The organism is Pseudomonas sp. NLJ1 (genome assembly GCF_049486705.1).
In the GTDB taxonomy this organism is placed as follows: domain Bacteria; phylum Pseudomonadota; class Gammaproteobacteria; order Pseudomonadales; family Pseudomonadaceae; genus Aquipseudomonas; species Aquipseudomonas inefficax.
This window is the reverse complement of sequence record NZ_CP137735.1, coordinates 1,198,279-1,211,598: the sequence shown is the minus strand read 5'-3', so window position 1 is coordinate 1,211,598 and position 13,320 is coordinate 1,198,279. Positions and strand designations below refer to the sequence as shown.

The window sequence follows — 13,320 nt, the reverse complement described above, 5'->3', positions numbered from 1 at the left end:
CTGATCCTGGAATTGATCCTGCCGATCGCCAAAAAAATGACGATAAAGAAATTACATATAGTGTTGCAGGTTTTTAATAAGACAGCTAAGTACATTCATCGCGATAGCTAAGAAGATTTATTCATATCATATTGCCATTTAATAGAAAAACTGTCTAACAAACTTACGAAAGAACAAGATTCCGGCAGCGGAAAAATCCATGTAAGCCAGGTAATACATGGCTTCCACAGAGTTCCAGAATTATTTCGGATAAGTGGGATAAAAGTTAGGCGAAGTTGATATTTGGCGACAAAATATTGTCACTTTGGCTTGCGCAGGGTTTTCTGGCTGAGGATATACAGGCTTACCAGCACGGCACTGGCCAACATGAAGGTGCGCGCCCAGAACAGGGGGACCAGATAGCACGACAGGCCGATGCTGGCCCACATCAGGCCGATGGCGTAGACCTTGCCCTTGAGGGGGATACCTTCACCACTGAGGTAGTCCCGGATCCATGGCCCGAGCTTCGGGTGATGGACCAGCCAGTGGTGAAAGCGCGGCGAGCTGCGGGCAAAGCAGGCGGCCGCCAACAGCAGGAACGGGGTGGTGGGCAGTACCGGCAGGAATATCCCCAACACCCCCAACGCGACGCTGAGCCAGCCGGTGGCCAGCAGCAGGTAGCGCACAGGCGACTTAGTGGTGGCGTGGCTTGAGCAGCGCCGGCTTTTCGTCAGGGGCATGCAGCAGCAGGAACAGCGCCGTCAGCGCTTCGGGGATCTGTACGATCATGTCGTCCTGCAGGCCAGCGTTGCTGGCGATGTCGGCGAACTCCGGCTGCTCGTCGAACAGGCCCGAGCCGACCATGATCGGCAGCAGCATCTCGCTGACTTCTTCCTCGGCGTTCTCGAACCAGGCCTCTTCACGCAGGAATACGCCTTCCATGAAGCCGATGCACCAGCCGCGCAGGTCGGAATCGTCCGGTTCGTCGGTCAGGTCGAGGTCGCACGGCAGCTCGAACTCGTCGTCGCTGGCCAGCTGGCGGGCGATGTGCGCCTTGAGCGCCACCAGGGTGGCCTCGATCTCGGTGCGCTGAGCGTCGCTGGCGTAGTGCGGCTCTTCGGCGAACAGGGCGTCGATCCACTCGCGCTCGGGCACGTCCTCTGCATTGATCGACAGGGCGGTGAGGTAGCCGTGGGCGGCGACGTAGTCCAGAGCTTCTTCGTGCAGCTCGTCGGCGTCGAGGAAGGCTTGCAGGCGGGTCAGTTGCTCGGCGAAGGACATTACAGGGCTACCTTGGGGAATAAACGATAACGAATTCTAGCACCTTGCGACGGCGGCGGGGCAAAGGGAACGTCTATCGCAGTGGTGCCCTGCGCGGGGCGGTGCTGCGGTATACTCCGCGATTTTTCATCCAGGGGCAGGTTTTGCCGGCTGCCTGGCAAAAACCGCTTACGCATTTGGCGTGTGCGGGGCGGGTTTTTCGTCCAGCCTGTATCCGGGATGGTACGGCGATTTGTGGAGTTGCACATGCTCGAACAGGCTCAGCGCGTTCTCAAGGACGTCTTCGGCTACGACAGTTTCCGCGGGCGCCAGGCAGCGATCATCGACTGCGTGGCCAATGGCGGCGATGCCCTGGTGCTGATGCCCACCGGCGGCGGCAAGTCGTTGTGTTTCCAGGTGCCGGGGCTGCTGCGCCCGGGCCTGACGGTGGTGGTCTCGCCATTGATTGCGCTGATGGACGACCAGGTCGCCACGCTCGATGAACTGGGTGTGCCGGCCGCCGCGCTGAACTCCACGCTGACCCCGGAACAGCAGCGTGACCTGGCCGGGCGCTTGCGCCGTGGCGAAGTGAAGATGCTGTACCTGGCCCCCGAGCGGCTGGTGCAGCCGCGCATGCTCGACTTCCTGCGCGACCTGGATATCTCGCTGTTCGCCATCGACGAGGCCCACTGCGTGTCGCAATGGGGCCACGATTTCCGCCCCGAATACCTGCAACTGGGCCAGTTGGCCGAGCTGTTCCCGCATGTGCCGCGCATCGCGCTGACCGCCACCGCCGACATGCGCACCCGCGAAGAGATCGTCCAGCGCCTGCACCTGCAAGGCGCCGAACGCTTCCTGTCGAGTTTCGACCGGCCCAACATCTTCTACCGCATCGTGCCCAAGGAGGCGCCGCGCAAGCAGCTGATGGCCTTCCTCGGCGAGCGCCGCGGCAACGCCGGCATCGTCTATTGCCTGTCCCGCAAGAAGGTCGACGAAACCGCTGCCTTCCTCTGCGATCAGGGCTTCCCGGCGCTGCCGTATCATGCCGGCCTGGCTGCCGAGACGCGTGCGGCCAACCAGCACCGCTTCCTCAACGAGGAAGGGCTGATCATGGTCGCCACCATCGCCTTCGGCATGGGTATCGACAAGCCCAACGTGCGCTTTGTAGCGCACCTTGACCTGCCCAAGTCGCTCGAGGCGTACTACCAGGAGACTGGCCGCGCCGGCCGTGACGGGCTGCCGTCCGATGCCTGGATGGCCTACGGGCTGCAGGACATGGTCATGCTCAAGCAGATGCTGCAGAACTCCGAAGGTGACGAGCGCCACAAGCGCATCGAGCAGCACAAGCTCGACGCCATGCTGGCCCTGTGCGAAGAAACCCGTTGCCGCCGCCAGTCGCTGCTGGCCTATTTCGACGAAACGCTCGAGCAACCGTGCGGGCACTGTGACAACTGTGTCGACCAGGTACAGACCTGGGACGCCACCGAGCCGGCCCGCCAGGCGCTGTCGGCGGTGTTCCGCACTGGCCAGCGCTACGGTGTCGGTCACCTGGTCGATGTGCTGCTGGGCAAGGACACCGAGAAGGTGCGCAATTTCGGCCACGAAAAACTCTCGGTGTTTGGCGTCGGCAAGGGGCTGGCCGAGGTCGAGTGGCGTTCGCTGTTCCGTCAGCTGGTGGCACGCGGCCTGGTTGACATCGACCTGGAAGGCTACGGTGGCCTGCGCCTGTCCGACAGCTGCCGGCCTCTGTTGCGTGGCGAGGTGACCCTGCAGCTGCGCCGTGACCTCAAGCCACAGACCACCGCCAGGACTTCTTCGTCCAGTGGCGGCAGCCCGGCCAGCCAACTGGTGCGTGCCGAAGAGCGCGAGCTGTGGGAAGCACTGCGTACCCTGCGGCGCAAGCTGGCCGAGGAACACAGTGTGCCGCCCTATGTCATCTTCCCCGACTCGACGCTGCTGGAGATGCTGCGCAGCCAGCCGGCCAGCCTCAGCGACATGGCCCAGGTCAGCGGCGTGGGGGCGCGCAAGCTGGAGCGTTATGGCCAGGCCTTCCTCGAGGTGCTGAACAACAGCGGCGGCACCGACGAAGCACCGAAAGTGGTGCTCGACCTGCGCCACGAACTGGTCAGCCTGGCCCGCGCCGGCATGACTCCGGCGCAGATCGCCGGCCAGCTCAACTGTAGCGAGAAGAATGTCTACAGCCTGCTGGCCGAGGCGCTGGGCCGCCAGGAATTGAGCCTGGAACAGGCCCTGGACCTGCCGGAAGACCTGATGATGGAGGTGCAGGATGCCTTCCTCGATGGCGAGGGCGAGTTGCCACCAGTGTCGGCGATTGCGCCGCTGTTCGGGGCACGGGTGCCGGAGGGCGTGCTGTACTGCGTGCGGGCTGCGCTGGCGGCCGAATTCGAGCTGTAAGTGGCGACAGGTTCGAAGGCAGAACTGCCATCTGCTGACCTTTGTCATGTTTTTTGACGATTATCGGATATTCCAGGGCGCCCGAGCCTTGCCTCGTGGGGCGGGGCATGATTAGCTGCCTAATAATTAGATCTGTTCAATGAGTTGCTTATGCCCCTGACCGACAACCAACACCGCTTCGGCATGCAGCTGGCCCAGATGTCCCGGGGTTGGCGTGCCGAGCTGGACCGCCGCCTGGCCGGGCTCAACCTGTCCCAGGCGCGCTGGCTGGTGTTGCTGCACCTGGCCCGTTTCGAAGAGGCCCCGACCCAGCGTGAGCTGGCCCAGAGCGTGGGCGTCGAAGGCCCGACCCTGGCGCGCCTGCTCGACAGCCTGGAGGCGCAGGGGCTGGTACGCCGGCAGGCAGTGCTGGAGGACCGGCGGGCGAAGAAGATCGTGCTGTGCCCGCCGGCCAAGCCACTGATCGACCAGATCGAGACGATTGCCAATCAGTTGCGGGTCGAGCTGTTCACTGGCGTGGATGAAGCGGAATTGCAGGTGTGCATGCGGGTGCATGCGAAGATCCTGGCCAACCTGGAGAAATCCTGAGGGGCCATTGGGGCTGCAAGGCGGCCCCAGGATTCAGAAGGTATGCCCCAGGTTCAGGTACACCGCCTGCTCATGCGCACTGTTGGCCCCGTAGCTCAGGTTCAACGGCCCCAGCGGCGTCTCCAGCCCCAGGAAGATGCTCGCCGCGTTGATGTAGCCACTGTCGAACTCGTTATCGTTGTTCCATGCCCGCCCTCGCTCCAGCGACCCACCGATGTACAGCGGGAAGTCCAGCGGCACGTAGGCCCGTGGCGTCAGGCGGCGGTAGTAGACCATGCGCATCAGGCTCACGTTCTGGCCCGATACCGAGTCCTGGCGGAAGCCTGAAAGCTCCCGCGCGCCACCCAGCACGAAGCTCGAAGTCACCACCTCGGTATCATCCAGCGTGCGCCCGTAGCGCCCGCCCAGCACGAAGGTGTTCGGCCCGCTGCTGATGGCCTTGTCCAGGTTGAACATCCACTGCCGGTAATCCTGGTCGGAATCCAGCGACTGGTCATACTTGCGCAAGGTCAGGCCGATATCTTCGCCGCGATGCGGGAAGTACACGTTGTCGAGGGTGTCGAACGAGTACTTCAGCTCGTAGAAACCTTCGTTGAAACTGACCTTGGGCAGGTCCTGGTCGCCGATGCGCACCTCGGCTTCGCCCCAGGCCTTGCCCACGCCCAGGCGCACTTCACCGTTGGTGCCGATCTGCCGCCCCAGGTTCAGGCCAAAGCCGTAACGCTCCAGGCGGTACTCGGCCACCGGGTCGTTGTCCAGGGTGGCTTCGATGTTCTGCGAGCCGAAGTCCAGATACGGTGCGATGAAATAGCGCGAGCCCACGTCCAGCGGCTGGTAGAACTCGCTGTACAGCTCCTGCTGGTCGCCTATCTGGCCACGGGTCAGCCATTCGGCGCCGAGGCTGTTGATGCCGTTGACCCGGTAGCTGGCACCCAGGTTGAAGGCGCTGTCGCCGCGCAGGTCGTCCGACAGGTTCAGGCCCAGGCGCAGGTAGTCGGTGCCACCGCGTCGGCCACGGGCATTGATCACCAAGGTGTTGTCGTCGCCCTTGTGCACCACGCGGTACTGCACCCGGTCGAAGTAGTCCAGGCCGTACAGCGTGCCCATGTCGGTCTGCAGGCGGCCGAGCTCCAGCGGCGCATCGATCGGTTGGCGAATGTACGAGCGGATGACCTCGTCGCTGACCTTGGAGTCGTTCTCGATCCTGATCGCGGTGATGGTCGGCGTGCGCTGGCGCGGCGAACGGGCCACGGCCAGACTGCTGTCACCTTCGGGCTGGCGCAGGGCGGCAAGGCGCGGGTCGAGCAGGCGGGTGGCGCGGTAGCCGGCCTCGATCATTTCTTGGGCGCGGCCAAAATCGGTCACGCCGAAGGCAGTCAGCGGTGGCTGGATGAGGATGTCATCGCGGTGCAGGCTGGCCAGTTGTTCTTCCGAGTTGCGCCGGGTCATCAGGGTGATCGACTGGTTGAGCACGTCGACCACCGTGGCCAGCTGCTTGCGGTCACGCAGTGGGGTGCCGATGTCGACCACGATGGCCAGGTCCACACCCATTTCACGGGCGACGTCCACCGGGATGTTGTCGACCATGCCGCCGTCCACCAGTAGCCGGCCGTCCAGCTCGACCGGGGCGAACACCGCGGGGATCGACATGCTGGCGCGGATCACCTGGGGCAGGTGGCCACGGCGGAACACCACCTTTTCGCCACTGGCGATATCGGTGGCCACGGCGCGGAAGGGGATGGGCAGCTTGTCGAAGTCACGGGTATCGGCGGTGTGCGCCAGCTTGCTTTCCAGCAGCAGCGCCAGGTTCTGGCCCTGGATCACGCCCAGCGGCAGGCCCAGGCTGCCGTCGTCGCGAAAACTGAGCTTCTGCTTGACCAGGAAGTCGCGGTCATCCTGCTTGCGCCGGAACGGCACGTCCTTGCGCGGCGGGGCGTCGGACAGCGCCTGTTGCCAGTCGAGGGTGGTGGCGAGCTTTTCCAGCTCTTCGACGCTGTAGCCCGAGGCATACAGGCCGCCGACTACGGCCCCCATGCTGGTGCCGGCGATGGCGTCGATGCGCACACCCTGTTCCTCCAGGGCCTTGAGCACACCAATGTGGGCCAGGCCACGGGCCGCGCCCCCCGACAGCACCAGGCCAACCTTGGGCCTGGCGGGTTCGGTGGCGAATGCCGTGAGGGAGGTGAAGGTGAGCAGGAAACAGAACAGCAAACGGCGCATCGTGAGTCTCAAACCGTGGGCTAAAGACCGCTAGTATAAGCGGCCCCTCACCTGGAGATGCCCCACCATGGCCGACAGCAAACCGGAAATCGTCATCACGTATTGCACCCAGTGCCAATGGCTGCTGCGTGCCGCCTGGCTGGCCCAGGAACTGCTCAGCACCTTTACCGACGACCTTGGCCGCGTGGCACTGGAGCCTGGCACCGGCGGTATCTTCCGCATCACCTGCAATGGCGTGCAGGTCTGGGAGCGCAAGGCCGATGGTGGCTTCCCCGAGGCCAAGGTACTGAAGCAGCGGGTTCGCGACCAGATCGACCCGCAGCGTGGCCTGGGCCACAACGACCGCTGAATCAGGCGCCCTCGGCCAGTGATGGCTGCCTGGGCGGTTGTTCGGCGGCCAGGCGGCTGGACAGTACGATGGCGAAGATGATCAGTGCGCCGCCCAGCAGCATGCGCAGGGTCGGGGTTTCGGCGAACACCGCCCAGGCTACGGCGATGCCATAGACCGGCTCCATGCCGAACACCACGGCGGCGGTGCGCGCCTTGATCACCGACAGGCTGGCGACGAACAGGCTGTGTGCCACGCCGGTGCAGAAGATGCCGAGCAGGGCGATCCACAGCCAGTCCATGGTGGTTACGCCAGCCAGGCCCGGTGCCGCGAACGGCAGTAGGCACAGGCCCACCACCAGGTTCTGCCACAGTGCCGCCTGCACCGCAGGCAGGCGGCCGGAGCCAGCGCGGTTGGTGAGTGACAGCAGGGAGAACAGCAGCCCCGACAGCAATGACCAGAGCAGGCCACCGGTGGCTTCACTGGCCAGGTCGAATGCCGGCGTGACCAGTACCAGGCCGATGCTGACCAGCAGCACCAGCAAAGCCTCGTTGCGGCGGATGCGTTCGCGGAACAGCAGGCCCTCGAGGATTACGGTAAAGGCCGGGAAGCTGGCGAAGCCGAGGGTGGCGATGGCCACGCCGGCAACCTTTACCGCGATGAAGAAGCTGACCCAGTGCCCGGCCAGCAGGACGCCGCCGAGCAGCAGGCGGCGGGCGTCCTGACCGCTCAGGCGTTGCCAGCCCGGCCCGGCCAGGCTGGCGAACAGGGCCAGGGCGAGCACGGCGAAGGCGGCGCGGCCGAAGACGATGATCGCCGGGCTGGCGCTGGCGGCCAGTTTGCCGAAGACGCCGGTAAGGCCGAAGAACAGCGCGCCGATGTGCAGGGCGCCGAGGGCGGTACGGTGGTTCATGGGTGGTCCTTGCTCAAGATCTCTGCTGGCTGTGCCGGCCTCTTCGCGGGTAAACCCGCTCCCACAGGTACTGCACCGCTTTTGAAGCCTGTGCAGTACCTGTGGGAGCGGGTTTACCCGCGAAAGGGCCGGCACAGGCAAAGTGTATAGGCACAGGCAAAGGCGGTCTGTCGCAAGACTGGCGTCAATTGTCGCCAGACTCTCGCCGCAAAGCCAATGGCGTACACCCGAACGCCCGCAACATCGCCGCCGAAAACGCACTCTGCGAGCTGTACCCCACCTGCGCCGCAATCTCCCCCATCGGTAGCAAGGTCTGCGTCACCAGCCGCCGCGCCTTGAGCAAGCGCCGCTGGCGAATGTAGTCCATTGGCGTCATCCCGCACTCCGCTGTGAAGCGCGCATGCAGGCGGGCGCTGGACAACCCGGCGATGCGCGCCAGGTCAGCCACTTGCAGCGGGTAGGCGGCATGCTGCTCGATATGCGCATCGAAGGCTGCATAAGGCAGACGCTGGCTGGCCGTGACGCTGGCTGCCACCGTGGGGTTGAGGCTGGCCAGCAGCAGCGCTGCCCCTTGCCGGGCAATCAGTGGGTCGTGCACGGGGCTGGTCGCCAGCCAGTCCACCAATTGTTGCTGGCGTTCATCCAGGCCCAGGGCGGCGGGGCGGTCGAGCAGGCGACGGCTGGCATCGGCATGTTCGCCCAGTTGCTCGCGCAACCAGTGGTCCCCTGGTACATCCAGCACCAGGCAATCGCTGCCGCCATCGCTGGCGCAAGTGTGGTGGGCGCCCGCCGGTACCACGATCAGCCCTTGTCGATCGATCCCGGCGCCATGCCCCTGCACCTCGAACTCCAGGCGACCGCGCAGGCCGAACACCAGTTGCGGGTGTTCGTGGCTGTGGGCGATCAGGCTGTCGCGGTAATGGCGCAGCGAGAGGATCGGGCCGGCGGTCATGGAAAAGTTGTCCTCGCAGGGCAGAAACGCATTGTGCCTCATTCCCGGCAGTCCATCACTCGTAACGGTTTTGCCACTGCGCTGTCATCCGCGCCTGCCAGTCTCCAGCAAACCGCGCCGGAGCTTGCCCATGACCCATGCCGAACTGTCCCGCCCCTCGCGCAAGCAACGCGTGCGTACCCTGTGGATTTCCGATGTGCATCTGGGCACCCGCGACTGCCAGGCCGAACACCTGTCGCAGTTCCTCAAGGGTTACCAGGCTGACCGCGTCTACCTGGTGGGCGATATCATCGATGGCTGGAAGCTGCGCGGCGGAATCTACTGGCCTCAAGCTCACACCAACGTGATCCGCCGCCTGCTGACCATGAGCAAGCGGGGCACCGAGGTGATCTACGTCACCGGCAACCATGACGAATTCCTGCGCCGTTACTCCAGGCTGATCCTCGGCAACATCCAACTGGTGGACGAGGCCGAGCACCTGACGGCCGATGGCCGCCGCCTGCTGGTGATCCATGGCGACCAGTTCGATGTAATCACCCGTTACCACCGCTGGCTGGCGTTCCTCGGTGACCGAGCCTACGAGTTCACTCTGGTGCTCAACCGTTGGCTCAACCACTGGCGTGCCCGCTATGGATACGGCTATTGGTCGCTGTCGGCGTACCTGAAGCACAAGGTCAAGGGCGCGGTGAACTTCATCAGCGACTTCGAGGATGCCATTGCCCACGAGTGCACCCGCCGTGGTTTTCATGGCGTGGTGTGTGGGCATATCCATCATGCCGAGATTCGCCAGGTGGGGGAGGTGGAGTACCTCAATTGCGGGGATTGGGTGGAGTCGTGCACGGCGCTGATCGAGCATTGGGATGGCACGATCGAGCTGTACCGGTTGGCCGAGGCGCAGGCGCGTGAAGCGCAGGCAGCGGCGGCGGTGCGCGAACCGGTGTAGGGTTTGAGGCCCCAAAAATCTACAGGCTGATCTTGCCCAACAGGATATCCCTGAACATCGCGAAATCCCCGATCAGGCTGTACAACGGGTGGGTAAAGGTCGCAGGCCGGTTCTTTTCGAAAAAGAAGTGCCCGACCCAGGCAAAGCCGTAGCCGAACACGGGCAAGGCCAGCAGCAGCAACCATTTGCCACTGCCGATGGTATAGGCCAGCAGGGCAATCACCAGGCTGGTGCCGACGAAGTGCAGGCGGCGGCAGGTGGGGTTGCTGTGCTCCCCCAGGTAGTAAGGGTAGAACTCGGCAAAACTGCGAAACTGCGCTGTGCTGTTCATGGCAGTGCTCCGGGATTAATACTTCTGGACAAGATGCACGGCATGGAGCCTGATTCGAGTCTAGAGTGACTGGCGAGGCCTATCAGTGACAATAGGCGCCAATTGAATATCCTTGGGGTTCACCGCAGGAGCGGTCAGCATAAGATGCCTGTCATGAGCGAAAGAACCACGTCGGCCAGCTGGGCATCAGGGATCGTCAAGGCACTCGAACTGGAAGGGCTGGACTGTCGGGCCATGTTCAAGCAGCTGGGGCTGGACTTCGCAGCTCTCGACGACCCCGACGCGCGCTTCCCCCAGGATTCCATGACCCGGCTTTGGCAACTGGCGGTGGAACTGTCGGGCAACGAGGCCATAGGCCTGAACATGGCGAGGGTGGTGCGCCCGGCTTCGTTCCATGTGGTGGGTTATGCGTTGATGTCCAGCCGCACCCTGGCCGAAGGCTTCGAGCGCCTGGTGCGTTACCAGCGCATCATCGCCGAAAGCTCCGACCTCAGCTTCGTCCTCGGCCCCGAGGGCTATTCGCTGATCCTGACCGTACACGGCGATCACCTGCCTCCGACCCGGCACAGTGCCGAAGCGTCGCTGGCCTGCGCGCTGGCGCTGTGCAGCTGGCTCAGCGGTCGGCCGGTGCAACCGCGCCGGGTGCTGGTGCAGGGGCCGCAACCAAAGGACATCGAGCCATACAAGGTGGCGTTCCACTCGCCGCTGGTGTTCGGTGCGCCGCACGATGCGTTGGTGTTCGAACGCGCCGACATGGAGGCACCGCTGCCTACGGCCAACGAAGCCATGGCCATCCTGCATGACCGCTTTGCCGGCGAATACCTGGCGCGTTTCTCGGAAAGCCGGGTCACCCATCGCGTGCGTCAGGTACTGTGCCGTATCCTGCCGCAAGGCGAACCCAAGCGCGAAACCCTGGCCCAGGCCCTGCACCTGTCGCAGCGCACCTTGCAGCGGCGGCTGCAGGAAGAAGGCACCAGCTTCCAGACCTTGCTCGACGATACCCGTCGCGAACTGGCCGAACAGTACCTGGCGCAGCCAGGCATGACCCTGCTGGAAACCGCCTACCTGCTGGGGTTTGCCGACCCCAGCAACTTCTATCGGGCGTTTCGCCGCTGGTTCGATGCCACGCCCAGCGAATACCGCGCCCGCCTGGGTGCCGAGCCTGAGGTGGTCAGTGGCGCCAGAACGCCGGCATGCACAACACTAGCACGGTGATGATTTCCAGGCGGCCGAGCAGCATGCCGCTGGCGAGAATCCACTTGGCAGCGTCCGGCAGCGTGGCGTAGTTGCCTGACGGGCCGATCACTTCACCCAGGCCCGGGCCTACACCGGAGACCGTGCCGGCAGCGCCGGTCAGGGCGGTCATCCAGTCCACGCCAAGCAAAGACAGCAGCAACGCCATGACGCAGATGGTGATGGCGAAGAAGAACGAGAAAGTCAGGATCGAACGCACGATTTCTTCGTCGAGGCGGTGGCCGTTGTACTTCTGCTTGATCACTGCGCGCGGGTGGATCAACTGGTTGAGGCTGGCCTTGAGCAGGATGTAGGCCACCTGGAAGCGGAAGATCTTGATACCGCCTGCAGTCGAGCCGGAGCAGCCGCCGACGAAGCCCAGGTAGAAGAACAGCATCAGCGAAAAGTTGCCCCACAGGCTGTAGTCACCCAGGGCGAAGCCGGTGGTGGTGACCACCGAGGTCACGTTCAGCGCCACGTGGCGCAGGGCGTCCAGCCAGTGCAGGTTGGTGGTGGCCCAGTACCAGGTGCCAAGCACCAGCCAGGTGACCACCAGCATGCCTAGCAAACCTTGCACCTGCTGGTCGCGGATCAGTGCCTTGCGGTTGCCGCGCAGGGTCGCCACATAAAGGGTGAAGGGCAGGCTGCCGAGGATCATCACCACCACCGCGACCCAGTGCACGGCCGGGATATCCCACTTGGCCAGCGACTGGTCGGAGGTGGAAAACCCGCCAGTGGAAATCGCCGACATGGCGTGGTTGATGGCATCGAACGGGCTCATGCCGGCCCACCAGAAGCCCAGCGCGCCCAGGATCGAGAAGCCGACGTAAACACCCACGATCGACTTGGCGACCATGTGCGAGCGCGGCATGACCTTCTCCGAGCGGTCGGACGATTCGGTCTGGAACAGGCGCATGCCACCGATGCGCAGCAGCGGCAGGATTGCTACCGCCATGCCGATGAAGCCGATGCCGCCGAGCCAGTGCAGCATCGAACGCCACATCAGGATGCCCGGCGACATGTTGTCCAGCCCGCTGAGCACGGTGGCGCCGGTGGCGGTGATGCCCGACATGCTTTCGAAGAAGGCGTCGGTGTAGCTGATGTGCTGGGTCAGCAGGAACGGCAGGGCGGCGAACACGCATACCACCAGCCAGCTGCTGACGGTCAGCAGGTACATGTCGCGCGGGCGCAGGTGCACGTGTTCGGGGCGGCCCTGGAGTACCAGGGCCAGGCCGGCGATGAAGGTGATCAGGCTTGACCAGAGGAACGACGGCATGTCACGGGTGCGTTCGAAGACCACCAGCGTAGCCATGGGCACGGCCATGCTGACGGCGAGGGTAATCAGGAAGATGCCGATGATGAAACCAATGATCCTTAAGGTCGGCAACGCCATGTGATCTGCTCTGACTCGAAACGGAAGGGCGCCATTCTACCTATGGGTCTGGTGATGTAAACGCTAGAATGGCGACACATTTACCTGCCAGGAGGGTAGCCGATGGAGGCTCTCGACGCATTGCTCAACCGTGTTTCCGTGCCACGCCTGACCGACCCGGCGCCCAATACCGCCCAGCGCGAGGCACTGTTCCAGGCCGCCCTGCGCGCCCCGGACCACGGCCAGCTGCGGCCGTGGCGTTTTCTCACCATCGAAGGCCAGGGCCGCGAGAAGCTGGGTGAGCTGTTCGCCGAAGCGCTGCAGCACCGGGGGGATGCCAGCCAGGCTGCCCTGGACAAGGCCCGCGCCATGCCCCTGCGTGCGCCGTTGCTGATCGTGGTGGTTGCCAAGCTGCAGGACCATTTCAAGGTACCCAAGTCCGAGCAGCGGCTGGCGGCGGGCTGTGCGGCGCACGGCATCCTGATTGCCGCACATGCGCAAGGTATCGGTGCGGTATGGCGCACCGGGGACATGGCTTTCGATGCCCATGTGCACAAGGGCCTGGGGCTGGCCGCGAACGAGGAAATCATCGGTTACCTGTATGTTGGTACGCCGCTGACCGAGCCGCGCACCGCGCCGATTCTGGAAACCGCTGATTTCGTCAGTGCCTGGGGCGAGTAACCTGGCCTTGGGCTGATTGCAGTATCAGGGCCGCTGGCCCTTTCGCGGGTAAACCCGCTCCCACAGGTGCGGCATAATTCTTGAGTCTTGCGCAGTTCCTGTGGG

General features: G+C 64.0%; 13 protein-coding genes. 6 read left to right on the top strand and 7 right to left on the bottom strand.

Annotation, left to right across the window (positions count from 1 at the left end; all coding sequences use genetic code 11):
• Positions 1–299 precede the first annotated feature (299 nt).
• Together R9B85_RS05430 and R9B85_RS05425 are read right to left on the bottom strand one after the other, a co-directional pair.
• Positions 300–719: a YbaN family protein gene (locus R9B85_RS05430; RefSeq protein WP_181457368.1), complete on the bottom strand. Its 420-nt coding sequence runs from the start codon at positions 717–719 to the stop codon at positions 300–302.
• Complete coding sequence (locus R9B85_RS05425) at positions 673–1,260, bottom strand: YecA family protein (protein WP_112253185.1); 588 nt, start codon at positions 1,258–1,260, stop codon at positions 673–675. The genes R9B85_RS05430 and R9B85_RS05425 overlap by 47 nt, the downstream gene beginning before the upstream one ends.
• Before the next feature lie 246 nt (positions 1,261–1,506).
• Here R9B85_RS05425 and recQ point away from each other — a divergent pair, with 246 nt between their 5' ends.
• On the top strand, positions 1,507–3,654 hold the full coding sequence (recQ, locus tag R9B85_RS05420) for a DNA helicase RecQ (protein WP_207876879.1): 2,148 nt from the start codon (positions 1,507–1,509) through the stop codon (positions 3,652–3,654).
• 150 nt (positions 3,655–3,804) lie between these two features.
• Positions 3,805–4,242 (top strand): MarR family transcriptional regulator, encoded by a 438-nt coding sequence (locus R9B85_RS05415; RefSeq protein ID WP_013973685.1) that lies wholly within the window; start codon positions 3,805–3,807, stop codon positions 4,240–4,242.
• A gap of 33 nt (positions 4,243–4,275) precedes the next feature.
• Here R9B85_RS05415 and R9B85_RS05410 read toward each other — a convergent pair whose 3' ends face one another.
• On the bottom strand, positions 4,276–6,462 hold the full coding sequence (locus R9B85_RS05410; protein ID WP_112253183.1) for a patatin-like phospholipase family protein: 2,187 nt from the start codon (positions 6,460–6,462) through the stop codon (positions 4,276–4,278).
• 67 nt (positions 6,463–6,529) lie between these two features.
• On the opposite strand from R9B85_RS05410, the gene R9B85_RS05405 reads away from it, so the two are divergent.
• Positions 6,530–6,811: a SelT/SelW/SelH family protein gene (locus R9B85_RS05405; RefSeq protein WP_112253182.1), complete on the top strand. Its 282-nt coding sequence runs from the start codon at positions 6,530–6,532 to the stop codon at positions 6,809–6,811.
• A gap of 1 nt (position 6,812) precedes the next feature.
• Here the strand turns inward: R9B85_RS05405 and R9B85_RS05400 are convergent, their stop codons facing one another.
• Together R9B85_RS05400 and R9B85_RS05395 are read right to left on the bottom strand one after the other, a co-directional pair.
• Positions 6,813–7,703: a DMT family transporter gene (locus R9B85_RS05400; protein WP_112253181.1), complete on the bottom strand. Its 891-nt coding sequence runs from the start codon at positions 7,701–7,703 to the stop codon at positions 6,813–6,815.
• Between the two features lie 184 nt (positions 7,704–7,887).
• The gene (locus R9B85_RS05395; RefSeq protein WP_112253258.1) at positions 7,888–8,655 is read right to left on the bottom strand and encodes a helix-turn-helix domain-containing protein; all 768 of its coding nucleotides are present in this window, start codon (positions 8,653–8,655) and stop codon (positions 7,888–7,890) included.
• Between the two features lie 130 nt (positions 8,656–8,785).
• On the opposite strand from R9B85_RS05395, the gene R9B85_RS05390 reads away from it, so the two are divergent.
• Positions 8,786–9,598: a UDP-2,3-diacylglucosamine diphosphatase gene (locus R9B85_RS05390; RefSeq protein WP_112253180.1), complete on the top strand. Its 813-nt coding sequence runs from the start codon at positions 8,786–8,788 to the stop codon at positions 9,596–9,598.
• 19 nt (positions 9,599–9,617) lie between these two features.
• Here the strand turns inward: R9B85_RS05390 and R9B85_RS05385 are convergent, their stop codons facing one another.
• Positions 9,618–9,929 (bottom strand): DUF962 domain-containing protein, encoded by a 312-nt coding sequence (locus R9B85_RS05385; protein WP_112253179.1) that lies wholly within the window; start codon positions 9,927–9,929, stop codon positions 9,618–9,620.
• Between the two features lie 153 nt (positions 9,930–10,082).
• On the opposite strand from R9B85_RS05385, the gene R9B85_RS05380 reads away from it, so the two are divergent.
• Positions 10,083–11,144: an AraC family transcriptional regulator gene (locus tag R9B85_RS05380; RefSeq protein ID WP_112253178.1), complete on the top strand. Its 1,062-nt coding sequence runs from the start codon at positions 10,083–10,085 to the stop codon at positions 11,142–11,144.
• Here the strand turns inward: R9B85_RS05380 and R9B85_RS05375 are convergent.
• Positions 11,101–12,555, bottom strand: coding sequence for a TrkH family potassium uptake protein (locus R9B85_RS05375; RefSeq protein ID WP_112253177.1), 1,455 nt, complete (start codon positions 12,553–12,555; stop codon positions 11,101–11,103). The genes R9B85_RS05380 and R9B85_RS05375 overlap by 44 nt on opposite strands.
• Before the next feature lie 102 nt (positions 12,556–12,657).
• Between R9B85_RS05375 and R9B85_RS05370 the strand changes: the two genes are divergently transcribed.
• Positions 12,658–13,215, top strand: a complete 558-nt coding sequence (locus R9B85_RS05370; protein ID WP_112253176.1) for an NAD(P)H nitroreductase — start codon at positions 12,658–12,660, stop codon at positions 13,213–13,215.
• The last annotated feature ends 105 nt before the right edge of the window (positions 13,216–13,320 follow it).

Coding starts and splice junctions, on each gene's coding strand:
- R9B85_RS05430 (WP_181457368.1), bottom strand. CDS start 719: ATGCCCCTGACGAAAAGCCGGCGCTGCTCAAGCCACGCCACCACTAAG.
- R9B85_RS05385 (WP_112253179.1), bottom strand. CDS start 9,929: ATGAACAGCACAGCGCAGTTTCGCAGTTTTGCCGAGTTCTACCCTTAC.
- R9B85_RS05415 (WP_013973685.1), top strand. CDS start 3,805: ATGCCCCTGACCGACAACCAACACCGCTTCGGCATGCAGCTGGCCCAG.
- R9B85_RS05410 (WP_112253183.1), bottom strand. CDS start 6,462: ATGCGCCGTTTGCTGTTCTGTTTCCTGCTCACCTTCACCTCCCTCACG.
- R9B85_RS05425 (WP_112253185.1), bottom strand. CDS start 1,260: ATGTCCTTCGCCGAGCAACTGACCCGCCTGCAAGCCTTCCTCGACGCC.
- R9B85_RS05390 (WP_112253180.1), top strand. CDS start 8,786: ATGACCCATGCCGAACTGTCCCGCCCCTCGCGCAAGCAACGCGTGCGT.
- R9B85_RS05370 (WP_112253176.1), top strand. CDS start 12,658: ATGGAGGCTCTCGACGCATTGCTCAACCGTGTTTCCGTGCCACGCCTG.
- recQ (WP_207876879.1), top strand. CDS start 1,507: ATGCTCGAACAGGCTCAGCGCGTTCTCAAGGACGTCTTCGGCTACGAC.
- R9B85_RS05405 (WP_112253182.1), top strand. CDS start 6,530: ATGGCCGACAGCAAACCGGAAATCGTCATCACGTATTGCACCCAGTGC.
- R9B85_RS05400 (WP_112253181.1), bottom strand. CDS start 7,703: ATGAACCACCGTACCGCCCTCGGCGCCCTGCACATCGGCGCGCTGTTC.
- R9B85_RS05380 (WP_112253178.1), top strand. CDS start 10,083: ATGAGCGAAAGAACCACGTCGGCCAGCTGGGCATCAGGGATCGTCAAG.
- R9B85_RS05395 (WP_112253258.1), bottom strand. CDS start 8,655: ATGACCGCCGGCCCGATCCTCTCGCTGCGCCATTACCGCGACAGCCTG.
- R9B85_RS05375 (WP_112253177.1), bottom strand. CDS start 12,555: ATGGCGTTGCCGACCTTAAGGATCATTGGTTTCATCATCGGCATCTTC.